Here is a 25,040-nt window from a genome sequence, read left to right on the forward strand (position 1 = left end):
GACGGAGCAGATGCGCCGTTGCAACCAGTGTAGGACGTGCTGGCCGCGCTGGCGGGAGAATGTGGCGTGCACGCCGCACGCCGAGGGATAGTACTTACTGCGCCGAGGCCATCGCCTGCGCCTGCACCGCTTCTTCCTCGCGGCGCTCTTCCGCGCAGCGCTGATGCTGGCGCGACAGGCGGTTCATCATCGGCAGCAGCAGCAGGGCGAGCAGCATGCCGATCGCGGCGAGCCAGCCGAGCTTCTCGAACAGCGACAGGTACAGCGGCAGCGATTCGGTGGCCGGCAGGTCGTGCGACGGCATCTGCGCGAAGTTCGCGACGACGCTGCCCAGATACTGCGACACACCCGTCGCGACGAAATACGCGCCCATCATGAAGCCGCTCATGCGCGCCGGCACGTAGCGGGCGATCATCGCGAGGCCGAGGCCGCTCACCAGCAGTTCGCCGAGCGAGTAGAGGCCGTAGCCCCACACCATGAACCACGACGACACGCGGCCGTCCACCGCGTAGCGGCCGCTGATCGTGAACACCAGGTAGCCGGCGGCTACCGCGCCGAAGCCGAACGCATACTTCGCGGCGACCGGCAGGTCACGGCCGCTCTTCGAGAACGCGTTGTAGACCCACACGAGCACCGGGCTCAGCATCATGATCCAGATCGGGTTCAGCGCCTGGAACTGCGCGGCGCTCCACGTGAACAGCGTCGTGCCGAACAGGATGAAGCGCGGATCGACGTTGCGCAGCGCGAACAGCGTGAGCGACGTCGACATCTGCACGTAGAAGATGAAGAACAGGATCACCTGGCCGATCAGCACGAGCGCCGCGATCAGGCCCGCGCGTTCCGAACGCTCCGACTTCGCGATCATGTACGCGAAGATCGCGAGGATCGCGAACGCCGCCGTCCATACGCTCGCGACTGCGAGCTGCTTGTGCTGCAGCACGTACAGCGTGACCAGCGCGAGCGCCACGCCGCCCGCCGCCACGCCGCCGAGGCGCTTCCAGCGGATCGGTTCGTCGTCGGGCTGCGAGCCGATGTGCGCGAGCGTGCGGTGCATCAGCATGAAGTTCAGGATCGCGAGCAGCATGCCGGCGCAGCAGACCGCGAACGCGGTGTGCCAGCCCCAGTGATCCTTGATCCACGGCGTCGCGAGCATCGACACGGTCGAGCCGATGTTGACCGCCATGTAGTAGATCGTGAACGCGCTGTCGATGCGCGCATCGTCGCCTTCGTAGATGCGGCGCACGAGGTTCGCCGCGTTGGCCTTGAACAGGCCGTTGCCGACGACGATCACGCCGAGCGATGCGTACATGTACGCGAGCGCGTCGTTCGGGATCGCCAGCATCAGGTAGCCGGCGCACAGCACGGCCGCGCCGATGATCATCGTGCGACGTGCGCCGAGCACCTTGTCGCCGATCCAGCCGCCGATCGACGGCGACGCGTAGACGAGCGCGGTGAACGCGCCCCAGGTCAGGTTCGCATGGCTGTCGGTGAAACCGAGCCGGTCGACCATGAAGAGGACCAGGAGCGCGGCCATACCGTAGTAGCCGAAGCGCTCCCACATTTCGATGAGGAAGACCGTCGTAAACGAACGGGTCTGTGAAACAGGTGCGTGCATCATCAATCTCGTTTGAAACGGACGGCGCGGATCGCGCGTCGCCTTGGGGTCGAACTGGCGCCGGAGCACGGTGGCCGGGTAGGCTTTGCGTCGGCGATGGAGCAGTCGGGCGGGTTAGCCCGGGCCGGGGTCGGACTCCGCCCGATAAGGCGGTGCGAGGCCCCGACCGGCGCGCGAGTGGTAACGTTTGCCGGTCCGGTGCGTCAGGTCCGCGCCACTCAGGGAAACTCCCGATATGGCAGCAGCTTTCAGGAAAATTTGTCTCATCATCTATTTGTAAGCTTCGCGCCCGTTCTCCGAAAATTCCCGGAGAGCCGCTTGCAGCTTGCCTGTGAAGCCGGCGAGTCTGGCAAGATAGCGCGTCGTTTCGCCCGCTTCGTGCCCTGTTTAGTGCACCGGGCTCAACACCGAAGACGTGTGCGAACCCGAAGATTAAGCTATCTCGTATTAACTTAGTTACTTTCCATCAAACATTTTTTGACGACCACTTTTCGGCCTGCTATGGTTCCCCCCACTGAAAACTCGCGAGCGGCAGACGCTGCCGCACTCGGCAGCAAGATTCGCGCGTTGCGCCAACGACTCAAGCGCACGCTCGACGACACCGCTACCGCCGCGGGGATTTCGAAGCCGTTTCTGTCTCAAGTCGAACGCGGGCTCGCGTCGCCGTCACTGACGTCGCTGGCCGGTATCGCACAGGCGCTCGGCGTGACGGTGCAGTACTTCGTGGATACGCCGAGCGAGGAACGCTCGGTCTGCAGAGGCGATCAGTTGCGCTTCTTCGGATTCGCCGATTCGGCGAACCTGTTCGCGAGGCTGACCAACGTGACCGAAGGGCGTCAGCTCGAGGCGATCCTCGTGCGGATGCCGCCGGGGCAGAAGCGGTCGGAGGTGACGACCCATGCAGGAGAGGAATTCCTGTATGTAATTGAAGGGGAAGTGTCGCTGACGCTGGAAGGCAAGACGTTCGTCCTGCAGGCCGGCGACAGTTCGCACTATCAGTCGACGGTCCCGCACAGCTGGGTCAACACCGCGAAGGTCGAGTCGGTGGTGGTCTGGGTCGGTACGCCGCGGCTGTTCTAACGCACAGGTATTCCTTCGTTTCCAAGACGGAATGCCTGTCGAAAGAAACGTAAGGAATACTAAGATGCAATACGAGAATCACGGGCCTCCTCAATCGCTGTACCCGTCAGCGTCTCACGCGTAACCGCGGCATCCGCCGCGCATCGCTCGCCGAACAACTTTCTCAAGACTGCCACGATGAAATCCTTGCATGCCATGTCGGCCGTGCTGGCCGCGCTCGCCCTGACGACGCCCGTCGCCCACGCCGTTACCGTTCCGTCGAACGTCACGCTCGCTCCTCAACAGGACCTGACGCGCCAGGTGCCCGCCGAAGTCGAGTCGCTCGACCCGGCGCACATCGAATCGTGGACCGGCAACACGATCGGCCTCGACCTGTTCGAAGGGCTTGCCCGCATCGACGCGGCCGGCCAGGTCGTGCCGGGTGTCGCGCAGTCGTGGGAGCGCAAGACGCCGCAGACCTGGATCTTCAAGCTGCGCCACGATGCGAAGTGGAGCAACGGCCAGCCCGTGACGGCCGCCGATTTCGTCTACTCGTGGCAGCGCCTCGTCGACCCGAAGACGGGCTCGAAGTACACGATCCTCGTCGAGTTCGTGAAGAACTCGAAGGACATCATCGCCGGCAAGGCCGCGCCGACGACGCTCGGCGTGCGCGCAGTCGACCCGTACACGCTGGAAGTGACGACCGACGTGCCGGTCGCGTTCTTCCCCGAACTGACCGCGATGGTGCCGCTCGCGCCGGTGAACAAGGACACCGTCGCGAAGTTCGGCGACGCATGGACGCGTCCCGGCAACATCGTCAGCAACGGCGCGTACCAGCTCGTCGACTGGCAGCCGAACAACCGCATCGTGATCTCGAAGGACGCGAAGTACTGGAACGCGCCGAAGGTCGTGATCAACAAGGTCACGTACCTGCCGATCGAAAGCGACGAAACGGCGATGCGCATGTACCAGGCCGGCCAGATCGACTACAGCTACTCGATCCCGTCGGGCATCTTCCAGCAGGTCAGCAAGCAGTTCGGCGGCGAACTGCGCCCGGGCCTGCAGCTCGCGACCTACTACTACTACCTGAACAACAGCGACGCGGCGCTGAAGGACAAGCGCGTGCGCCAGGCGCTGTCGATGGTGATCGATCGCGACGTGCTGACGTCGAAGCTCACGCAGGCCGGCGAGAAGCCGATGTACGGCCTGATGCCGAACGGCACGAAGGGCGTGCACCCGTTCACGCCGGAATGGGCGTCGTGGCCGATGGCCAAGCGCGTCGCGACCGCGAAGGACCTGCTGAAGCAGGCCGGCTTCTCCGATGCGAAGCCGCTGTCGTTCACGCTGACGTACAACACCAACGACCTGCACAAGAAGGTCGCGCTGTTCACCGCATCGGAATGGCGCACGAAGCTCGGCATCGACACGAAGCTCGAGAACGTCGAGTTCAAGGTGCTGATGAAGGAGCGGCATGACGGCAAGGTGCAGATCGCGCGCGACGGCTGGTTCGCCGACTACAACGACGCGATGACCTTCTTCGACCTGATCCGCTGCGGCAGCTCGCAGAATACCGTCGGCTACTGCAACAAGCAGGCCGACACGCTCGTCGAAGAAGGCAACCAGAAGCTCGATGACAAGGCGCGCGCCACGCTGCTCACGCAGGCGCACGACGCGGCGATGAACGACACGCCGATGGTGCCGCTGTTCCAGTATTCCGCGGACCGGCTCGTGAAGCCCTACGTGGGCGGCTACTCGCTGAAGAACGTGATCGACATGCGTGCTTCGCAGGACATGTACCTGATCAAGCACTGAGCGGAGCGATCATGCTGGCCTACGCATTGAGACGCACGTTGTGGGCGGTGCCGACGATTCTCGCCGTCATCACCGTCTGCTACCTGCTGCTGCACTTCACGCCCGGCGGTCCGTTCGATACGGAGAAGCAGCTGTCCGCGGCGACGCTCGCGAACCTGAACGCGAAGTACCACCTCGACGAGCCGCTGTGGAAGCAGTACCTGCTGTATCTCGGTTCGCTGCTGCACGGCGATCTCGGCCCGTCGTTCCGCTACGTCGACTGGTCGGTGAACGATCTCGTGAAGAAGGCGCTGCCCGTGAGTCTCGGCGTGGGCGGCATCTCGATCCCGCTCTCGATCGGGTTCGGCGTGCTGCTCGGCACCGTCGCGGCCGTGCGCCGCGACAGCGTGATCGACCGCTTCGTGATGCTGATCGGCAACTTCGGCAACGTCGTGCCGCCGTTCGTGCTCGGCCCGGTGCTGGTGTGGATCTTCGCGATCCTGCTGAAGACCTCGGCCGGCAACGGCTGGCTGCCGGCCGGCGGCTGGGGCGACGGCGGCTGGCAGTACCGGCTGCTGCCGATCGTGCTGCTGACCTTCATCAACGTATCGCTGCTCGCGCGCGTGATGCGCGGCTCGATGATCGAGACGCTGTCGAGCAACTACATCCGCACCGCGCGCGCGAAGGGCCTGCCGGGCTCGACGATCGTGCTGCGCCACGCGCTCAAGCCCGCGCTGATGCCGGTCGTGTCGCTGTTCGGCACGGTCTGCATCACGTCGATCACGGCGGCCGTCGTCACCGAATCGGTGTTCGCGCTGCCCGGGCTCGGGCAGCTCGTCGTGAACGGCGCGATCAACCGCGACTACACGCTGGTGCTCGGCCTCGTCGTGCTGACGACCGTCTGTGCGGTGCTGTTCAACCTGCTGGTCGACCTCGCGTACGCATGGCTCGATCCGCGCATCCGTTATTGAGCGAGGCACTGCGATGACTCCGACTACTCCCGTCGTCAGTCTGCCTGTGCAGACCGACTCGCCGCCGCGTTCGCGCTCGCCGCTCGCGCTAGCGTTCGCGCGCTTCCTTCACAACCGCGCGGCCGTGTTCAGCCTCGTGCTGCTCGCGCTGATCACGCTCGCATGTTTCGTCGGTCCGTGGCTGCTCGCGGCCGATCCCGCCGCGAGCGACTGGGGCTCGATCAGCCTCGCACCGACGCTCGCGAACCAGCACTGGTTCGGCACCGACGAGCTCGGCCGCGACCTGCTCGTGCGCACGCTGATCGGCGGCCGCGTGTCGATCGAGGTCGGCCTGCTCGGCACGCTGGTGTCCGGCCTGTTCGGCGTGGCGTGGGGCGCGACCGCCGGCTTCGCGGGCGGCCGGGTCGACTCCGCGATGATGCGCGTCGTCGACATGATGTACGCGATCCCGTACCTGCTGATCGCGATCCTGATGATGACCCTGTTCGGCCGCTCGTTCATGCTGGTCGTGCTGACCATCAGCGCGTTCTCGTGGATCGACATGGCGCGCGTCGTGCGCGGCCAGACGCTGTCGCTGCGCAATCGCGAGTTCGTCGACGCGGCGCGCGCGATCGGCGTGTCGCCGGCGTCGATCGTGCTGCGCCACGTCGTGCCGAACCTGCTCGGCGTGGTCGTCGTGTACGCGACCGTGTCGGTGCCGAACATCGTGCTGACCGAATCGGTGCTGTCGTTCCTCGGCCTCGGCGTGCAGGAACCGATGACGAGCTGGGGCGTGCTGATCCAGGACGGCGCGCAGAAACTGGAATCGATGCCGTGGCTGCTGCTGGCACCGGCCGTCATGCTGTGCGTGACGCTCTACTGCGTGAACTTCGTTGGCGACGGCCTGCGTGACGCGCTCGACCCGAAGGATCGCTGAAGATGGCTGCTCTGTTGGAAGTAGAAAACCTCGGCGTGCGCTTCTCGCGCAAGGACGCGCCGCCGATCGACGCCGTGAGCGGCGTGTCGTTCTCGCTCGAAGCCGGCAAGACGCTCGGCATCGTCGGCGAATCGGGCTCGGGCAAGAGCCAGACCGTGATGGCGCTGCTCGGCCTGCTGGCCGGCAACGGCGCGACGACGGGCGCCGCGCGCTATCGCGGCGACAACCTGCTCGAGATGGATACGCGCGCGCTGAACGCGGTGCGCGGCGACCGGATCGCGATGATCTTCCAGGATCCGATGACGTCGCTCAATCCGTTCCTGACGATCGAGCGGCAGATGACCGAGACGCTGCAGCTGCATCGCAAGCTGTCGCGCAAGGAAGCGACGAAGCGCGCGATCGAGGCGCTCGAGTCGGTGCGCATTCCCGACGCCGCGCGCCGCATCCGCATGTATCCGCACGAGTTTTCCGGCGGCATGCGCCAGCGCGTGATGATCGCGATGGCGCTCCTGTCCGAGCCGGAAATCCTGATCGCCGACGAGCCGACCACCGCGCTCGACGTGACCGTGCAGGCGCAGATCATCGACCTGCTGCGCGAGCTGAACCGCGAGCGCGGCACCGCGATCGTGCTGATCACGCACGACATGGGCGTGGTCGCGGGCCTCGCGGACGACGTGATGGTCATGTATGCGGGCCGCACCGTCGAATACGCGCCGGCCGACTCGATCTTCGCGGCGCCGTCGCATCCGTACACGATCGGCCTGCTCAACGCGCTGCCGCGCCTGACCGACGCCGACGACGCGCCGCTCGTCGCGATTCCCGGCAATCCGCCGATGCCCGGCACCGCGCCGGCCGGCTGCGCGTTCGCGAAACGCTGCACGTATGCGGAGGCGCGCTGCGGTACCGCACGCCCCGCGCTCGAAACCTATGGCGCGGCGGGCGCGGTGCGCGCGTGCCACCGGCCGCTGGCCGATCTGACGGGAGGTCTGCGATGAGCGTCGATGAACGCCGCAATGCCGGCGCGACGGGCACGACGAGCGATACGCTGCTGTCCGTCGACGATCTGAAGGTGCATTTCCGCGTGCCGCTCGGCGGCTATCCATGGTCGCCGAAGGGCACGCTGCGCGCGGTCGACGGCGTGTCGTTCGACGTGAAGCGCGGCGAGACGGTCGGGCTCGTCGGCGAGTCGGGCTGCGGGAAGTCGACGCTCGCGCGCGCGCTGATCGGCCTCGTGCCGATGACGGCCGGCACGGTGCGCTGGCGCGGCGAAGCCGTCGCGCCCGATCACCTGCGCGGCACCGCGATGCGCCGCGAAGTGCAGATGATCTTCCAGGATCCGCTCGCGTCGCTCGATCCGCGCATGACGATCGAACAAATCGTCGCGGAGCCGCTCGTCACGCACCACGCGGGCCTCGGCCGCGCCGAAGTGCGGCGCCGCGTGGTCACGATGCTCGAACGTGTCGGCCTGAACGCGCATCACCTGCTGCGCTATCCGCACGAGTTTTCCGGCGGACAGTGCCAGCGCGTCGGCATCGCGCGCGCGCTGATCGGCGAGCCGAAGCTCGTGATCTGCGACGAGCCCGTATCGGCACTCGACGTATCGATCCAGGCGCAGATCGTGAACCTGCTGCGCGACCTGCAACGCGAACTGTCGTTGTCCTATCTTTTCGTCGCGCACGACCTGGCGGTGGTGAAGGCCATCAGCCAGCGCGTGCTCGTGATGTATCTCGGCCGCGTGATGGAGTTCGGCACGCGGCATGACGTGTACGGCGTGCCGCAGCACCCGTACACGAAGGCGCTGCTCGATGCGGCGCCGACGCCGGAGCCGGCGCGCGAGCGTGCTCGCCGTCCGATGCTGCTGGCGGGCGAGATGCCGTCGCCGCTCAACCCGCCGTCCGGCTGCGCGTTCCGCACGCGCTGCCCGGTCGCGATCGACGCGTGCGCGCAGGACGTTCCGTTGCCGGAAGTGCGGCAGGGCTCGCCGGCGCGTGTCGCGTGCATCCGGGCGGGCGTGGCGGCGTGAAGTGACGCAGCAAACATAACCAGGCAGGTCAACAGGGGTAGGGTGCGGCGCGAATGATCTTCGCGCCGCGGGTAAAGGCGCGTCCTTAACCGGGCTCGCCGGGGGGCTGGAAGCGGATCGCAACCGGCGTGGACGACATCAACACAAGACGAGAATGACGATGAACAAGCAAAAGACGATCGGGACGGCATCGAAGATGCTGCTTGCATGGGGCTTGCCGGCGCTTGCCGGCGTATCGCTGAGCGGCGTGGCGTACGCCGACGACGCGGCCCCCGCACCGCTGACGGTCGCGCAGGCGGCGCCGTCCGCCGGCGCAGGCACGTCGGTTGCGCAGGCAACGACCCCGAACGCCATTATCAACGCCGAGGCGACCCAGGCCGTCACGCCACCCGACGAGCCTTCGGCACAGTCGAAGTCGAACGGCTTCATTGCCGACAGCCACCTGAATTTCCTGTTCCGCAACTATGCGGACACGCTCGACAACAAGGGCGGCCCGCACCGTCACGCGTGGGTCCAGGGCGCGATGGCGAACTTCGAGTCGGGCTACACGACCGGCCTGATCGGCATCGGCTTCGACGCGTCGTTGTATGCGGCGCTGAAGCTCGACGGCGGTGCCGGCGCGGGCAGCATGGTGCACATCGCGAAGGGCGGCGGCGGTTCGAACCAGCTCGCATGGGCCTATCCGGGCATCTACGACGTGAAGGCGCGCATCTCGAACACGGTGGTCAAGTACGGTCTGCAGGCCGTCGACAACCCGTTCATGGAACAGCACGACAACCGCGCGCTGCCGCCGACGTTCCTCGGCGCGACGATCGTCAGCAACGAATTCAAGAACGTGATGCTCGAGGCCGGCAGCTTCACGAAGACCGATGCGCGCGGCCACACGACGCTCACCAACCTCACGACGCAATACGGCGGCACGCGCATCAATCGCCTGACCTACGTCGGCGGCACGTGGGACTATTCGCCGGACGGCGAAGTCGCGCTGTACGCCAACCAGGCCGACGACGTGTGGCACCAGTACTACGCGTCGGTGAAGCACAGCATCGGCGATACGAAGTCGATCAAGTGGACCGGCTTTGGTAACGTTTACTCGACGCACGACACGGGCGACGCGCTGCAGGGCAAGATCAACAACAACGCGTACAGCCTGTCGGTGGCCGCGCAGCACGGCCCGCACGAACTGCTGCTCGGTTATCAGCAGGTGCTCGGCGACCAGTTCTTCGACTACCTGAACGAAACGAACGGCATCTTCCTGACCAACTCGATGGACGTCGACTACAACGCGCCGCACGAAAAGTCGCTGCAGCTGCGTTACACGTTCTACGGCAAGGAAGCGGGCCTGCCGGGCTTCAAGGCGATGGTCTGGGGCGTGACGGGCTGGGGCGCGGACGGCAGCGCAGGGGCTGCGAACGATCCGAGCAAGTCGAGCATCTACTGGAGCAACGGCGCGCCGGTGCAGGGCCGTCACCACGAGTTCGGCTTCATCCCGTCGTACACGTTCCAGAGCGGCAAGCTGAAGGACACGAAGGTCACGTTCATCGCGATGTGGCACACCGGTTCCACGCACACCGCGGACGCGACCAACAAGGAGTACCGCCTGGTCGTGAACGTGCCGCTGCACGCGTTCTGATCGAAGGGGGGACGCAACGTCCCCTTCAGTCGTTTTCGTCTCGCGCGGCCGGCCTGCGACCCGTTCGATCAGGCCGGCTTGTGCAACCCCGCCACCGGATCGTTCGCGGCGGGCATGTCCTCCACCAGCGACGTGAGCTGGCGGCCCGTGTCGCGCCAGGCGTCGAGGCCGCCGCGCAGCGGCAGCGCATCGGTGAAGCCTGCGTCGAGCAGGCGCTTGGCCATCAGCGCGGCCGTCACTTCGTTCGGGCACGAGCAATACACGACGAACTTCTGTGAGAACGGATAGCGCGCGACGATGTCCTCGATGTGCCGTTCGTCCGCGAACTGCGCGCCGGGAATCGTGAACGGGTCGAGCTTGCGGTGTTCAGGCGAACGCACGTCGAGCACCACCGGCGCGGCCGCATCGCGCAGCAGTTCTTCGAGCTCGTCGACGCCGATTCGCGCAGTCGCGAGCTGGCGGATCAGCGCGCGGCGGCGCATCCAGCGCACGGCCGCGTAGACGGCCAGCAGTGCGACGATCACCAGCAGTACCGCGCGGCCGAGCCGGCTCGCGCCGGCGAACAGCCAGTCGATCTGCCGATAGAACACGAGCCCCGCGAGGAGGCCGACGATCGTCCACAGCGCGGCGCCGAGCGCGTCGTAGCCGGCGAACGTGCGATAGCGCGTGCCGAGCGCGCCGGCCATCGGCACCGACACGAGCGACAGCCCGGGAATGAAGCGGGCGACCGCGAGCACGCGCACGCCGTAGCGGCCGAAGAATCGTTCGGTCTTCTTCACGCAGGTGTCGCGCGACAGCGACAGCCGGCAGATCGTCTTCAGCGTCGTGCCGCCGTAGCGCCGCCCGGCGACGTACCACACGGTGTCGCCGATCAGCGCGCCGAGCACCGACAGCGCCAGCACCGTCAGGAGCTGCGAGCCGATCATCGCCGGATTCATCGCGGCCATCGCGCCGAACAGCACGAGCGTCGGCATCGCCGGTACGGGCAGGCCGATGGCCGCCGCGAGCACGTTGGCGAAGACGAGAAGCGGCCCGTATTGGGCGACGAGGTCACGGAGCATGACGGCTGGCCGAAAAGGAAGCGCGTGTGGAAGGTACGAAGATGGGCCGATTATCGGCCATTTTCAAGCGGACGGCGGGGAATGACGCAAAGCGCCTGACGGCGGCAGGGTGATGCGGGCGGATCGGTGAGCCGGTGCGTTGTGCGCGGCTCACCGGTCGACATCACGAAGGGGTAGGGGTGCGGACGAGCGAGGCGGCGCCGTGGTTTTCGCCAGGCAGTTCGGCGCCGTGCGAGCGGATCGCCGCGATCAGCTCGGCCGGCGTGATCTCGTAGCGAACCTCGCGGTGAATGCCGGGCTTGCGCTCGTCGATGTCGATCAGCAGCACGCTCTTGCCGTCGTCGGTCGATTCGAGCCGGAGCGAGCGCAGTTCGCGGCCGTCGGCCGGGTCATGTTCGGTGAGCAGGGTCATTGCCCCGGATGAGCCGGTAGTGCGCATCGAACCTATCCTCGTATCGTGTGTGCCAGGTTGGCGAAGATGTCGTTGTTGAATGCAGCTTGACGAAGTTTAACGCGAATGGGCCACAACACGGAGCATTTTCGTGGTCCTTGAATGAGGGCTGCACCGGCCATCCTTCTGATGTTTGAGCCGCGCCGGGCGGGCGTTTTGGCCGGATCGGACCGATCCGCGCCCGGCGCCCGGCCGGGAGGCACGGGTGCCGTCAGAAGCGGTCGGCGAGGCCCATCGCCGGGTCGCTGACCGAGTGGCGGCCCGTTTCGACGCGGCCGGCCACGCGGCGGGAGAAGCTGGCGTCGCTGTCGGTTTCATCGACAATCCGGCGGCGATCGCACTGTACGAAAAGCACGGCTTCCGGATAGAAGGCGAGGCGCCGGACTATGCGCTGCGCGACGGTGCGTATGCATCGGTGTTTCAGATGGCGCGGATCAAGGGGCGGCAGTGATGGACGCGTGCTGAAGCGCGTGCGGGCCGGCGCGTCGTTGCATCGGCCGCGGCATGTGCATGTATTGGCCATGCCGTGCGCCTTGTCGTGCCTGCCTCCGTGTACCCGATCGCGTGCAGCGACCGACGGCAGTCAATGCAGCGCCGCATGCAGCGCAGTGGGTGGTCGCGTCGACCGCGCAGGCGCGCACGTCGGCGACGCCACACTTCATATCCATTCGAGAATTCGTTCGTTTTCAACCGGCCGCGCGAATCGTATCGTCGAATGATTTGCCGGTCGCTGTGGTAGCCGCAGTTGGTACGGCTGCGCGGTGTGCGCATGCAGCGGCCGGTCTGGGCCTTTCGCATCGATGCCTGCGTGATCCCTACGCGATGCCCACGGCCGATGCCGGCATGCGTCGTGCCATCCGTCGATGCCCTTCGTTGTTGCATCGCTTCGTCGTGTTTTCGCTTCGCCGTTTCGTGCGCACGGGCCGGCCGTCGCAGCGTACCGGTTCCGCCGTCGCGCGACGCCGCTATCCGCAACCGTCTCTTTCAACGGAACCCGCCTTGATGAAAACCGTCCTCCGTAACCTGACTGCCGCCTGCCTGTTCGCCGCCGCGGGTGCGGCGTTTGCCACCAACGCGCCGCAGGGCGCTCCCGTATCGGGCCCGTCGAGCGGCGGCACGCATCTGCCGCCCGGCATCGCTTGGCAGCAGGGCGACGTCGATGCCGCGTTCGCGCTCGCGAAGCGCACCGGCAAGCCGCTGCTGCTGTACTGGGGTGCCGTATGGTGCCCGTCGTGCAACCAGGTGAAGTCGACGATCTTCAGCCAGCAGGCGTTCAAGGCTCGCTCGTCGTTCTTCGTGCCCGTGTATCTCGACGGCGATACCGAAAGCGCGCAGAAGCTCGGCGAGCGCTTCAAGGTGCACGGCTATCCGACGATGATCCTGTTCCGTCCGGACGGCACCGAAGTGACGCGGCTGCCGGGCGAGGCCGATCTCGAGCGCTACATGCAGGCGCTGTCGCTCGGGATGACGGCCGCGCATCCGGTGCGGCAGACGCTCTCGACCGCGCTGAACAACGGCGCGGCGCTGACGCCGGCCGAATGGCATCTGCTGGCCGACTATTCCTGGGACACCGACGGCGCGCTGCCGGTGCCGGCCGATCGTGTCGCGCTGACGCTGCAGACGCTGTCGCAACGTGCGCGTGCCGCCGGCGCGAAGGCGGACGCCGCGCGCTTCGCGCTGAAGTCGGCGGTGGTGGCGGCATCGGACGATCCAGCACAGGCCGGCGCGCTCGACAAGGCGGCGCTCGCCGACGCGCTGCGCGCGGTGCTGCGCGAACCGGCGCTGGCGCGGGCGGATTCGGACGTGCTGGTCGCGGCGCCCGCGCGCGTGGTCGCATACCTCGGCGGCGACGCCGCGCAGCGCACGACGCTGCGCGACGCGTACGACACGGCGCTCGCGCGCCTGTCGACCGATTCGACGCTGTCGTCGATCGACCGGCTGATGGCGCTGCACGGCCGCGTGCTGCTCGCGCGCAACGACGCGCACGCCGGCGCGCCGCTCGTCGCGCCGGCGCTGGTCGATACCGCGCGCAAGCAGATTGCCGCATCGGTGCAGGGCGCCGCGAACGCGTACGAGCGGCAGGCGCTCGTCAGCGAAGCGGCGGACACGCTGACCGACGCGGGGCTGTACGACGAATCCGACGTCTTGCTGAAGGCCGAGTTGCCGCGTTCGGCGACGCCGTACTACTTCATGTCGGGGTTGGCCGCGAATGCGAAGGCGCGCGGCGACAAGGCCGCGGCGCTCGACTGGTACCGCAAGGCATACGACTCGGCGAGCGGACCGGCGACCAAGCTGCGCTGGGGCGCGACCTATTTCGCGAATGCGGTCGCGCTGGCGCCGGACGATTCTGCACGGATAGAAGCGATCGCCGCGAGCGTGCTCGCGCAGGCCGGCAAGACCAAGGATGCGTTTTATGGGGCGAACCTGCGTGCGCTGACCAAGGTCGTCACGCAGCTGAATCGCTGGCGCGGCGGCGGCGCGCACGATGCGTCGGTCAGGTCGGTCGTGAAGCAGTTCGACGGAGTGTGCGCGAAGCTGCCGGCGGGCGACCCGCAGGCAGCGGCATGCGCGAAACTGATCGAGCCGGTGAAGGCGTGACGGCTCGCGACGGAGCGGTCGGGCGGGACGGCCGCGTCGTTGCGGCGATTACTGGGCCGACTCCGGTGATGCACCGCGGTCGTTGCCATATCCGGCACCTTGCTGGCGCGCGATCTTCGCTTCGGCGGAAACGATGCTGGCCGGATAGAACCAGTCGCTCGGCTGGAAGCCGGCCTGCTTGAGCGCCTTCACTTCGGCGCGGACCTGCGCGCGCGTGAGCGGCGGGTTCGACTGCGCTTGCGCGGCGAGCGGGGCGGATATAGCCAGGGCAACGGCAACTGCGTGAATCAGGCGCTTCATGATCGTGACCTCCATGTTTCCAGCTGGGCGGCCGGACTTCGTTTGACGAAGCGGCGGCGGTTGAAAGCAGTGTAGGCCCGACCACGCGCGGGAAAAATGCGATCGCTCCCAACGCAGTGTTCTGCTGCCGGAAACAATGAACGGTGGAGCGGACGGGCCGGATGGCGGCACGTGACGGGCGACAGGCCCTCCGGTCTGCACCGCAATGTGGCGTCGAGCGATTCCGGTCGGCCGGGGACGAAGTGGCGGATGCGAATCCCGGCGATCCGTGCTGGTTTGCAAGCGGAGGTATCGGGAAGGTGCGGCGCGTCGCGACAAGCATCGCGCTGTGATGCCGCTGCCGGCGCGGCAATGCCGGCCGGTCGAACAGCCGCGAACACGCGGAGGGAGGAAGGCGCGCCGGCCGCGTCGATGCGGCCGGCAGGGTTGGGCGGCGCTCGGAACGCCGCCCGATGCGGCGGCTTACACGAGGCCCGTCGTGTAGTACACGGCGATCACGAAGAACACCGCGAGCGTCTTGATCACGGTGACCGCGAAGATGTCGCGATACGACTCGCGGTGCGTGAGGCCCGTGACCGCGAGCAGCGTGATGACGGCGCCGTTGTGCGGCAGCGTGTCCATGCCGCCGCTGGCCATCGCGACGACCCGGTGCAGCACCTCCATCGGAATGTTGGCGGCCTGCGCGCCCTTGATGAACAGGTCCGACATCGCGGCGAGCGCGATGCTCATGCCGCCCGACGCCGACCCGGTGATGCCTGCGAGCGAGCTGACCGACACGGCCGCGTTCACGAGCGGGTTCGGAATGCTCTTCAGCGCGTCGCTGACGACGAGGAAGCCCGGCAGCGCGGCGATCACGCCACCGAAACCGTATTCCGACGCGGTATTCATCGCGGCGAGCAGCGCACCGCCGACGGCGGCCTTCGAACCGGCCGCGAAGCGGTCGCTGACGCGCTTGAACGCGGTCAGGACGACCAGCACGATGCCGAGCAGCAGCGCGGCCTCGACCGACCAGATCGCGACGACGGTCTTGATCGACGTCGTGACCGGCGTGTGCACGCCGGGCAGCACGTCCGGCGCGACCGTGTACGACGCAGCGCCGTACCACTGCGGAATCAGCTTCGTGAACGTGAAGTTCGACGCGCCGACGAGGAGCAGCGGCAGGATCGCCAGCGCCGGATTCGGCAGTGCCGTCGCTTCGACGCGCTCCGGCTCGTTGACGAGCGACGTGCCGTAGCCTTCGCCCTTCGCCATCGCCGAACGGCGGCGCCATTCCAGGTACGCGAGGCCGACGACGATGATGAACAGCGAGCCGATCGTGCCGAGTGCGGGTGCGGCCCAGGCGGTCGTCTTGAAGAACGTGGTCGGGATGATGTTCTGGATCTGCGGCGTGCCGGGCAGCGAGTCCATCGTGAACGAGAACGCGCCGAGCGCGATCGCGCCGGGCATCAGCCGTTTCGGAATGTTGCTCTGGCGATAGAGCTCGGCCGCGAACGGGTACACCGCGAACACCACGACGAACAGCGAAACGCCGCCATAGGTGAGCAGCGCGCACACCGCGACGATCACCGCATTCGCGCGCGAGCGGCCGATGTAGCGGATCGCGGCGTGCACGATCGACTCGGAGAACCCGGACAGTTCGATCACCTTGCCGAACACGGCGCCGAGCATGAATACCGGGAAATACAGTTTGACGAAGCCGACCATCTTCTCCATGAAGATGCCGGAGAAGACCGGTGCGACGGCGGCGGGTTCGATCAGCAGGACTGCGCCGAGCGCGGCGATCGGCGCGAACAGGATCACGCTGTAGCCGCGATACGCGGCGAACATCAGGAACGCCAGCGCGGCGAGGACGATCACGAAAGACAAGGGAGTCTCCTAATAGCTTGGAATGGCTTTGGTTGTTGTTCGATCGCGGAGCGCGCCGCGGACCGGCCCAGGTTCTTGCAGATTTCGTGCCATCGGCCGCATTGCGCCGCCGGACATGGGTCCGGGGCAGGCCGGCGAGCCCGCGCCGGCCAATGTCTGAAGATTCTACATAAATCGTCTCCATCCGGAGACGCTTTGGCCGTCGGGACAGCCCATCGAATCGGGCAGGGCTTTCCCGGACAAGGCATTCCGGCGTGTCTCCAAAATGAGATACTGCGTCCCGTTCCGGAGACATCCGGCCAAGCATATGCGGAGACGACGACACGATGATGAACGACTGGGCGCGCCTGCCCGTCAATTACGGCGACGTGCTGCTGCGCGCCGCCGAGTCGCTGTTTCGGACCTTCGAGGATTCGAGTGCGGGCACGGTGGTCGTCGATCGCGACGCGCGCGTCGTGTGGATGAACGAGCGTTATGCGGCGCGCTTCGGGTTCGCCGATCCGCAGCAGGCAGTCGGCCTCGACTGCGAGGCGGTGATTCCGAACAGCCTGATGCGCGAGGTCGTGTCGACCGGACAGCCGATCCTGCTCGACATCATGGAGACGGGCCGCGAGCCGCTCGTCGTCACGCGCCTGCCGTTGAAGAACGAGGCGGGCGAGACGGTCGGCGCGATCGGCTTCGCGCTGTTCGACCAGTTGAAGACGCTCACGCCGATCTTTTCCCGTTACGCGCAGCTTCAGCAGCAACTGATCGCGACACAGCGTTCGCTCGCGCAGGCGCGCCGCGCGAAATACACGTTCGCGAGCTTCGTCGGCACGAGCGCCGCAAGCCTCGAAACCAAGCGGCAGGCGCGGCGCGCGGCACAGGTCGATTCGCCGGTGCTGCTGCTCGGCGAGACGGGGACCGGCAAGGAACTGCTCGCGCATGCGATCCACGCGGCGTCGGCGCGCGCGCTCCAGCCGCTCGTGACCGTCAACGTCGCGGCGATTCCCGACACGCTGCTCGAAACCGAATTCTTCGGCGCGGCGCCGGGCGCGTATACCGGCGCCGACCGCAAGGGACGCGTCGGCAAGTTCGAACTGGCCGATCGCGGCACGCTGTTTCTCGACGAGATCGGCGACATGCCGTTGCCGCTGCAGGGCAAGCTGCTGCGTGTGCTGCAGGACAAGGAGTTCGAACCGGTCGGCTCGAACCGGATCGTGCGCGCCGACGTGCGGATCATCGCCGCGACGTCGGCCGACCTGCCGGCGCTGGTCGAGGCCGGCCGCTTTCGCGCGGATCTCTATTACCGGCTCAACGTGCTGACGATTCACGCGCCGCCCTTGCGCGAGCGCGCGTCCGACATCGCGGCGCTCGTCTATGCGACGCTCGAGGAACTCGCCGCGCAGCACGGCCGTGCCGCGCACTGCGAACTGACCGACGATGCGCTGCGGATGCTGTGCGCGTACCCGTGGCCCGGCAATGTGCGCGAGTTGCGCAACACGCTCGAGCGCGCGCTGATGCTGTCGGATCGCTCGGTGATCGATGCGGGTGCGCTCGCGCCGTTCCTCGGGCCGGTGCGCGTGGCGCCGGACAGCGTGCCGGCGGGCACGCGGGCTGTTCCGTTGCCGCTCGGCCGAGACGCGGGCGACGCATCGGGTGCCGCCGGTGTGCCGGTCGTTTCGTATGCCGATGCATTGGCCGCGTGGGAGCGCCAGTTCCTGATCGACGCGCTCGCGGCCTGTGACGGGAAGGTCGTGGAAGCGGCCGCCCGCATCGGCATTGGCCGGGCGACGCTCTACAAGAAACTCGCGGCGCTCGGGATCGAGCGGTAGCAAGCGGTGGCCGATGCGCCCGGACATGACGAACGGCACCGGTGATGTGCCTGACAGGAGACAACGATGAAGCGAATCGGCATGGCCGGATGGCTGGCCATCCTGGCGGCGACGTCCTCGTTCGCTCAGTCGGGCGACGAGGATTCGCCTGCGGTGCGGCGCAACTGGTACAACGATCCGTTCGTCGCGTTGTCGCGGGGCTTCGCGGAATGCCCGCTGCCGCTCGGCCCGTGGATGACGCGTGCCGAGATGACGGACGACGCGCATTACCGCGCCGAGCGCGGGACCACCTGCTGGCTCGCTCACCGCTGCACGAAACCGAATTCCTATATGTATGACGCGCCGATCGCCGAGGCGGCGAAAGCGCATTTCGCGGGCACCGATCGTCTGCAGGGCACGAGCCTGTGGATCACCGTGCAGCGGCGCTTCATCTATGTCGAAGGGTGCGCCGATCCGGCATTCGATCGGGAGGCGCTGGCGCGCGAACTCGGCGCGCTCCCCGACGTCGAGCAGGTGTTCGTTCGCATCACCGACGATCCGCACCGGGCCGTGCCGTACAAGACGCGGGGACGCCCGGACCGGACGCCGGACCGAGCGCGGGACTGAACGTGTGACGACGGTGCGTGGCATACTCGCGGCATTCAAAAATCGGTTGACGGAAAGAACAATGAATCACATGCTTGCGTCGGTCTGTCGGTGGCCTCGAACGCATTGGCGTCGGGCCGGATTGTTGGCCCTGGTTGCGGGGCTCGGCGGCTGCGGCGGTGGGGCGCCGCTGTTCACTTCTGACGGGCGCCCGACTACGCAGGTGCAGTGCACCGGCAGCGACTGGAGCAATTGCACGGACAATGCCCGCGCCATCTGCAATGGGGAATACGACGTCCTCCAGCAATCGACCGATGACGCCGTGCGAAATCTTCTCTTCGCATGCAAGAGGAAAAGCGGCTATTGATCCTGATATGCCTGGATAAGGAGACCATAATCGGGTGAAGCGCTTTTCCATTCGCTTGGAGTCGGCTATTTTTCATGAATAACACTCACGGAGTCCCATCCAATATGGCGACCTACAGGCAACTGACAGCGCAGCTCGAAAGACTTCAGCAAAAGATCGACAAGGAACGCGAAAAGGCGATTGCCGATGCGATTGCCGCCATTCGGGCGAAAATCGAGGAGTTCGACATTACCGCGGAAGAGCTCGGTTTCCGGCCGATCGGCACTGCTGCCGCCGCGAAACCGAAGCGTCCGTTGCCGCCGAAGTACCTGAATCCGAAGACGGGCGAAACGTGGAGTGGCCGCGGGCGTGCGCCGGCATGGCTCGGCAAGAACCGCGCGCGTTTCCTGATCAAGGACTGACTCCCGAAAATCCTCACCTTTCGTGCGCTGACTGACGGTGCGAACGGCCATGCGGCCGTCGCACCGTTTTGTTTTTGGGTGGCGACAGCACGACTTGAAACCGCGAATTGAACGCCAATGCCGCGCGATTGACGGATCCCGTTTTGCGAATTCACCGCGATTCGACCGGATATCGCCGCGAATTCCGGTAAACAACCCTGCAATTACGCGGCATGCGTGCATTGGTGTTGTCGATCGCCGCGGTGCTGATGTATCGCCGATTGCCTTCACCTCTCGCGCATTGGCGCATTGCGCCGTGCAATTCCCGAACTTGCTCACCATGGTTCCTGTAAATCCTCACCTTTGAAGTGACGGCCGAATGACCGCATCGTGTCGCCTTCGCCCATTGCGTCGTGCGAAGGCGTCGGCGACCGGCCCATGTTGCGGGCATTGATGCGCGTCGCACAGTCGGCCGTTCGGCATATAGGCAGCCGCATCGGGTTCGCCTATGCTTGGAGTTCGCGTCGACCGGTGCACGGCCATCCGTGCCCGTGTGCCGGTCGGGTCGTCTTTCGTTACCGTATGGAGCCGATGTGACCGTCCGCCATCTCGATGCCTTGTTCCAGCCCAGGTCCGTCGCGGTCGTCGGTGCATCGTCGCGCGCGGGCAGTATCGGCGCGATGGTGTGGGCGCGCGTGCTCGACGGTGCGTTCGAGGGGCCCGTGTGGCCCGTCAATCCGAAGCATCGCGAGCTGAACGGGCACTCGGTCGTGGCCGACGTCGACCGGCTGCCAGCGCCGCCGTCGGTCGCCGTGATCTGCACGCCGCCTGTCACGTGGGCCGGCATCGTGCGCAAGCTCGGCGAGATCGGCACGCGCGTCGCGGTGATCGTCGGCGAGGCGCGCACCGACGCCGATCGCGCCGCGCTCGATCGCACGCTCAAGGCCGCGAAGCCATTCGTGCTCCGAATCGTCGGGCCCGGCAGTCTCGGCGTGCTGTCGCCCGCGCGGCATGCGCATTTCGGCGCGCCGGCCTATACGGCACGATCGGGCGGCGTCGCGTGGGTGTCGCAATCGAACGCGCTGACGAACGCGGTACTCGGCTGGGCCGATGCGCGAGGCCTCGGTTTTTCGCATGTCGTCGCGCTGGGCCGTGAAGCCGACGTCGACGCGGGCGACGTGCTCGACTACCTCGCCAGCGATCCCGGCACGCGCGCGATCCTGCTGGAACTCGACACCGTGTGCGCCGCGCGCAAGTTCATGTCGGCTGCGCGGGCAGCGGCGCGCAACAAGCCGGTGCTCGCGCTGCGCACCGGGCGCGCCGATCCCGGCGACGCGCTTTACACGGCGGCGTTCCAGCGCGCGGGGTTGGTGCGTGTCGATGCGCTCGACGATCTGCTCGACGAGATCGAGACGCTCGGCGTCGGGCGCGTCACCGCGCGTGGCGCGGCGACGCTCGTGACGAGCGACGCAGGCGTCGCGAAACTCGCGGTCGATGCGGTCGCGGAGGTGCGCGACGTGCTGGCCGACTGGCCCGCGGCGGCCACGTCGGCGGTCGCGGCCGCGCTGCCGCATCTGGCCGCGCCCGGCAATCCGCTGACGCTCGGCGACGATGCGCGTCCCGAACATTTCGGCGCCGCCATCAAGGCGCTCGCGCCGTTTCCGCAAACGGGCACGCTGTTCGTCGTGCATTCGACGTCTCACAGCGCGCCGGCCGACGCGGTCGCGCGTACGCTGATCGAGTCGCGGCAGTACGCGTACCGCGGCATCCTCGCGTGTTTCTTCGGCGCGGTCGACGCGGCGACGCGCGACGCGCTGCACGCGAACGGCATTCCCGTGCACACCACGCCGCAGCGGCTTGCGCGCGCATACGCACGGCTCGTCGACTACAACCTCGGGCGGCAGTTGCTGATGCAGACGCCCGAGGGCACGCCGCCGCAGCCGGCTGAATGCGTTGCGTCCGCGCAGGCCGAGGCGCGACGGATGGTCGAGGCCGGCGAGCATGAACTGGCCGGCGAAGCGGCGTTGCATTGGCTCTCCCACTTCGGCCTGCACGGCGAGCCGGCCGATTCACCGGCCGACGAATCGGCCGACGAATCGGCCGGCGCCAGAATCGTCGACGTCACGGTCGACATGTACGACGATTCGAACTTCGGCCCGGTGTTCCGTTATGCCGTGCCGCCGGCGGATGGCGTATCGGCGCCGTTCGTCGTGTACGGGCTGCCGCCGTTGAATACGGTGCTCGCCCGCGCGGTGATGGAGCGTTCGCCATATGCGCGCCGCACGCCCGTCGAACCCACGCTCGATGCGCTGACGGCACTGTCGCAAGTCGTTTGCGACGTGCGCGAAGTCGTCGCGATGTCGGTCACGCTGCGCGTGCTGTCCGATCGGGCATACGTGGTCGCGCCGCGCATCACGGTGGCGGCCGGGCGCAGCCGGCTCGCGATCATGCCGTATCCGCGCCATCTCGAGCAGACGCTCGAATGGCGCGGCGAGACCGTGACGATCCGTCCGATCCGTCCGGAAGACGAGGAAGCACACAACGAACTGCTCGGCGCGATGACGCCGGACGATCTGCGGATGCGGTTCTTCGGCGCGGTGCGCAGCTTCGATCATTCGCAAGTCGCGCGCATGACGCAGATCGACTACGACCGCGAGATGGCTTTCATCGTGTCGTTCACCGACGTGTCGGGCCGGTCGCACACGCTCGCGGTGGCGCGTGCGGTTACCGATCCCGACAACGAGACGGCGGAGTTCGCGATCGCCGTGCGGCCCGATCAGAAGGGCAAGGGGCTCGGGCGGCTGATGATGACCCGCATCATCGACTATGCACGCTCGCGCGGCACCGGATGGATGATCGGCGAGGCGCTGCGCGAGAACACCGCGATGATCTCGCTGGCGAAGGCGTGCGGCTTCGCCGTGTCGACGACGGAGGAACCCGGCGTGGTGGGGTTCAGGATGAAGCTGCAACCGTAATCGCGTGGGTGAGCATGCTCGCACGTCCGGCGGCATCGTGCAGAGTCGGTACGGCATGCATGATGTCGATGGTGTACAGGCACTGCCGAGCGAATTCGTCGACGTTCGGCATGCCGATCGTTCGACTGGTTCGCTCGATTGCGCGGATCGGTACGACAGTCGCTCGGTGACCGGCGGGAAACGGCGAACGCGTCGAGTCACGGCATCCGCGGCGGGCGCGTTGCTTGTGCCGATGACCTCCGCGTATCACCGGTTCCGGGGTGTCATGGTCGAGCGCATGAACGCCGGCATTTCGCATGCGCAGGATCGGAAACAGAGCAAAGGTGAGACTTTTCGGGAGCCACGAGTGAGCTTTTCCGGGAGCTGTCGAGTGAGCCGATACGGGAGCGCTCGGTGAGCCTTTCCGGGGATCTGCCGGTGAGCCCTTGCGGGAAGCCCTGGTGAGCCTTTCCGGGAGGGCCCGGTGAGCATCTCCGGGAGGCGTCGGTGAGAACGTTCGGGAAGGGGTTGGTGAGCATCTCCGGGGGCTTCAGGTGAGCTTTTCCGGGATGTCTGGGTGAGCGTTTACGGGACGCTTCGGTGAGACTTTTCGGGAGCTTGCGAACGCAGTGCTCCGGCTGGCGCGGCGCCGGCTGTTGCCGGCGTCCGCACCGGTGCGGGCACGCATGAACCGTGCCCGCGGCAGCGTTTATGCAGCGAGTTTCGATGCCGCGTCGTTCACCTGCTCACGCGAAATCGCGAGTTCTTCGAGGTGCGCGTCGGCATAGATGCCGCCGGTTTCGCGCTCGAGGCGGGCGATCGTCAGCGCGCAACGCGCGATGTCCTTCGGCATCGCGATGAAGCGCTTGACCGATTCGCCGGACGTGAATGCATCGAACAGCGCGCCGCGCACGTCGTCCGGAAGCGTCTTGGTCCATTGGTACGGCTTGCCGTTGAACGTGATCGACGGCGGCAGCGTGCGTTCCTTCTTGGTGGCCGTGATGAGGCCGTAGGTACGTGCGGCGTCGCCGATCTGCTCGGGCGAAAAGAGTTCGTCGGGCGTGATGTCGAACTGCTCGATGTAGTTCTCGATCGCCCGCATCGCTGCGGCGCGATCGTCGCGCTTCTTCTGCGCGCGCGCGACGATGTCGCGCAGCTCGTCCGCTTCCTCGGACGTGATCGTGAAGCTCGCCTGCTTCTGCTGAAGTTCGGAGAAACGCTGGAATTCTTGATCGTTCAGAAGTTTGGCCATGACATCCATCGGATACGACGGCCGCGACAGCCGGCCGCCGTAGTTTTTGAGAGGGCCGCTATTCTAGCGTAGCGCGGCGTCCGCGCATCCGGAAACGGTCTGCGGAATGCCGGTACGAACGCCTGCGCGACCGGCGCACATCGCATACCGCGTGGGCGGCGTCGCACCGGCCTGCCCGACCCGCTGACCGAACGACCGCCCGCCGCGCCCGCCCGCTCGCCCGACCAATTTCAACCCGGTCGCCCGCTCGACAACAATCAGCAAGTCTCCGCGCGGCACATCGACAACTGGCCTGCCGTATCGCGCAGCCTTGCGACGACCACCTCCACGGACGGCGCCATGTGCGCGTCGATCCGGCGCATGTATGGGCAGGTCAGCACCGCGATCGCATGGCCGGCCGGGCCGAGGATCGGCGCGCTCAGGTCGGTGACGCCGTATGCCTGGCGGCTGTCCTGGCGCACGTAGCCGGACTGGCGAATGGACTGGCACGCGTGCGCGAGTTCCTGCTCGTTCATCGGCGTTTCACCCTTGACCTTGCGATGCTCGACCAGCATGTGCGCGCGCTGCTCGGTACCCTGGAACGACAGCATCACGCGTCCCGACGCCGTATCGGCAAGCCCGACGCGCGAGCCGAGCCGCACCGACACGCCCCACGGGCCGGGGCCGTCCACCTGTGCGATCACGAGCAGGTTGCCGCGATCGTAGACGGTCAGATGGCACGACTGTTCGGCCGCATCGGCGAAGCGCTGCATCAGCGGCAAGGCCTCGGCGATCAGCCGGTTCATCGGCGGATGGCGGTGCGCGAGCGCGAACAGTTTCAGGCTGAGCGTGTAACGGTCGCCGCCGCTCGAGCGCATCACGTAGCGGCGCGCGACGAGACGTTCGAGCATCCGGTAGATCTCGCTCGCGTTGCGGCCGAGCTCCTTCGTGATTTCGGTGCGGGTGAGCCCTTCCTTTTGTTCCGACAGGAGTTCGAGAATGTCGAGCCCTTTGTCGAGGGCGGGTGCGCGATAGCGGTCGGCTGCGCCCATCGACGCCCGTGCGTCGCTGCCGGGGAGCGGGTTATTGGTCGTTTGCGTCATGGTAGGAAGTCCGGGAATGGCCAATCGGTTGGCGACGCACGCTGGCCGGTTTGCACGCAGATTCGCGAAGCCGCATGCGGATGTGACTGCCGTCCGGACGAGCCTGACAATAAACGTTCAGTGTGCAATGCGGCGTCTTTTTGCCGATCGTTGTCCAGCAAGAACGGATCACGTGCCGTTCCCGATGACAGGGTCGTAAGAAATATTCGACATTCATCTTTCGGTATCGAAGGACCGCGGCATTGGGCGTAAAGCCGGATGGTTCGGCGGCCCCGATGCTGCTGTGCAATCTCCGCAGGCGCACCAATAGTCGGTATCCGTC

Annotated in this window: 20 protein-coding genes and 1 pseudogene; 14 read left to right on the forward strand and 7 right to left on the reverse strand. The window is 66.7% G+C overall.

Going from position 1 to position 25,040, the window contains the following annotated elements; genetic code table 11:
• Positions 1-94: 94 nt before the first annotated feature.
• A complete protein-coding gene (locus DIE02_RS14180; RefSeq protein WP_044844988.1) occupies positions 95-1,618 on the reverse strand; it encodes a peptide MFS transporter in 1,524 nt (507 codons plus the stop codon).
• Positions 1,619-2,116: 498 nt separating this feature from the next.
• Between DIE02_RS14180 and DIE02_RS14190 the strand changes: the two genes are divergently transcribed.
• The 7 genes from DIE02_RS14190 to DIE02_RS14220 all read left to right on the forward strand — a co-directional run bounded on the left by DIE02_RS14190 (position 2,117) and on the right by DIE02_RS14220 (position 10,008).
• Positions 2,117-2,695, forward strand: coding sequence for a cupin domain-containing protein (locus tag DIE02_RS14190; protein WP_044844989.1), 579 nt, complete (start codon positions 2,117-2,119; stop codon positions 2,693-2,695).
• A 177-nt stretch (positions 2,696-2,872) separates the two neighbouring features.
• The gene (locus DIE02_RS14195; protein WP_044844990.1) at positions 2,873-4,486 is read left to right on the forward strand and encodes a peptide ABC transporter substrate-binding protein; all 1,614 of its coding nucleotides are present in this window, start codon (positions 2,873-2,875) and stop codon (positions 4,484-4,486) included.
• Positions 4,487-4,497: 11 nt separating this feature from the next.
• Entirely contained in the window at positions 4,498-5,436 is a 939-nt protein-coding gene (locus tag DIE02_RS14200; RefSeq protein ID WP_124529152.1) for an ABC transporter permease subunit, read from the forward strand.
• Between the two features lie 13 nt (positions 5,437-5,449).
• On the forward strand, positions 5,450-6,352 hold the full coding sequence (locus DIE02_RS14205; RefSeq protein WP_044844992.1) for an ABC transporter permease: 903 nt from the start codon (positions 5,450-5,452) through the stop codon (positions 6,350-6,352).
• Positions 6,353-6,354: 2 nt separating this feature from the next.
• Complete coding sequence (locus DIE02_RS14210) at positions 6,355-7,347, forward strand: ABC transporter ATP-binding protein (protein WP_044844993.1); 993 nt, start codon at positions 6,355-6,357, stop codon at positions 7,345-7,347.
• On the forward strand, positions 7,344-8,375 hold the full coding sequence (locus DIE02_RS14215) for an ABC transporter ATP-binding protein (RefSeq protein WP_044844994.1): 1,032 nt from the start codon (positions 7,344-7,346) through the stop codon (positions 8,373-8,375). The genes DIE02_RS14210 and DIE02_RS14215 overlap by 4 nt, the downstream gene beginning before the upstream one ends.
• A 160-nt stretch (positions 8,376-8,535) precedes the next feature.
• Positions 8,536-10,008 carry an OprD family porin gene (locus DIE02_RS14220; RefSeq protein WP_044845036.1) on the forward strand — a complete coding sequence of 491 codons (1,473 nt, stop codon included), beginning with the start codon at positions 8,536-8,538 and terminating at the stop codon, positions 10,006-10,008.
• A 68-nt stretch (positions 10,009-10,076) separates the two neighbouring features.
• On the opposite strand, the gene DIE02_RS14225 is transcribed toward DIE02_RS14220, so the two are convergent.
• Together DIE02_RS14225 and DIE02_RS14235 are read right to left on the reverse strand one after the other, a co-directional pair.
• Positions 10,077-11,069, reverse strand: coding sequence for a DedA family protein/thiosulfate sulfurtransferase GlpE (locus tag DIE02_RS14225; RefSeq protein WP_044844995.1), 993 nt, complete (start codon positions 11,067-11,069; stop codon positions 10,077-10,079).
• 163 nt (positions 11,070-11,232) lie between these two features.
• Entirely contained in the window at positions 11,233-11,508 is a 276-nt protein-coding gene (locus tag DIE02_RS14235) for a hypothetical protein (RefSeq protein WP_044844996.1), read from the reverse strand.
• A 325-nt stretch (positions 11,509-11,833) separates the two neighbouring features.
• On the opposite strand from DIE02_RS14235, the pseudogene DIE02_RS14240 reads away from it, so the two are divergent.
• Together DIE02_RS14240 and DIE02_RS14245 are read left to right on the forward strand one after the other, a co-directional pair.
• Positions 11,834-11,971 (forward strand): annotated as a pseudogene (locus tag DIE02_RS14240) (GNAT family N-acetyltransferase); the annotation flags it as partial.
• Positions 11,972-12,522: 551 nt separating this feature from the next.
• Positions 12,523-14,118 carry a thioredoxin family protein gene (locus DIE02_RS14245; RefSeq protein ID WP_124529154.1) on the forward strand — a complete coding sequence of 532 codons (1,596 nt, stop codon included), beginning with the start codon at positions 12,523-12,525 and terminating at the stop codon, positions 14,116-14,118.
• Between the two features lie 48 nt (positions 14,119-14,166).
• Here DIE02_RS14245 and DIE02_RS14250 read toward each other — a convergent pair whose 3' ends face one another.
• Together DIE02_RS14250 and DIE02_RS14255 are read right to left on the reverse strand one after the other, a co-directional pair.
• On the reverse strand, positions 14,167-14,418 hold the full coding sequence (locus tag DIE02_RS14250; protein ID WP_124529156.1) for a DUF4148 domain-containing protein: 252 nt from the start codon (positions 14,416-14,418) through the stop codon (positions 14,167-14,169).
• 462 nt (positions 14,419-14,880) lie between these two features.
• Complete coding sequence (locus DIE02_RS14255) at positions 14,881-16,284, reverse strand: GntP family permease (protein WP_044845000.1); 1,404 nt, start codon at positions 16,282-16,284, stop codon at positions 14,881-14,883.
• A 326-nt stretch (positions 16,285-16,610) separates the two neighbouring features.
• On the opposite strand from DIE02_RS14255, the gene DIE02_RS14260 reads away from it, so the two are divergent.
• The 5 genes from DIE02_RS14260 (at position 16,611) to DIE02_RS14280 (ending at position 22,405) form a co-directional block, all read left to right on the forward strand.
• Positions 16,611-18,098: a sigma-54-dependent Fis family transcriptional regulator gene (locus tag DIE02_RS14260; protein WP_124486052.1), complete on the forward strand. Its 1,488-nt coding sequence runs from the start codon at positions 16,611-16,613 to the stop codon at positions 18,096-18,098.
• Positions 18,099-18,164: 66 nt separating this feature from the next.
• A complete protein-coding gene (locus DIE02_RS14265) occupies positions 18,165-18,704 on the forward strand; it encodes a BON domain-containing protein (RefSeq protein WP_124486053.1) in 540 nt (179 codons plus the stop codon).
• A 61-nt stretch (positions 18,705-18,765) separates the two neighbouring features.
• Positions 18,766-19,050, forward strand: a complete 285-nt coding sequence (locus DIE02_RS35975; protein WP_235879175.1) for a hypothetical protein — start codon at positions 18,766-18,768, stop codon at positions 19,048-19,050.
• 104 nt (positions 19,051-19,154) lie between these two features.
• A complete protein-coding gene (locus DIE02_RS14275) occupies positions 19,155-19,451 on the forward strand; it encodes an H-NS family nucleoid-associated regulatory protein (RefSeq protein WP_044845003.1) in 297 nt (98 codons plus the stop codon).
• A 572-nt stretch (positions 19,452-20,023) separates the two neighbouring features.
• Positions 20,024-22,405, forward strand: coding sequence for a GNAT family N-acetyltransferase (locus DIE02_RS14280; RefSeq protein ID WP_124486054.1), 2,382 nt, complete (start codon positions 20,024-20,026; stop codon positions 22,403-22,405).
• A 688-nt stretch (positions 22,406-23,093) separates the two neighbouring features.
• Here the strand turns inward: DIE02_RS14280 and DIE02_RS14285 are convergent.
• Both DIE02_RS14285 and DIE02_RS14290 read right to left on the reverse strand, forming a co-directional pair.
• Positions 23,094-23,645 (reverse strand): hypothetical protein, encoded by a 552-nt coding sequence (locus DIE02_RS14285; protein WP_124486055.1) that lies wholly within the window; start codon positions 23,643-23,645, stop codon positions 23,094-23,096.
• Positions 23,646-23,893: 248 nt separating this feature from the next.
• Positions 23,894-24,718, reverse strand: a complete 825-nt coding sequence (locus DIE02_RS14290; protein WP_185500306.1) for an IclR family transcriptional regulator — start codon at positions 24,716-24,718, stop codon at positions 23,894-23,896.
• Between the last annotated feature and the right edge of the window lie 322 nt (positions 24,719-25,040).

The organism is Burkholderia sp. Bp8991, from assembly GCF_003853795.1.
Lineage (GTDB): Bacteria > Pseudomonadota > Gammaproteobacteria > Burkholderiales > Burkholderiaceae > Burkholderia.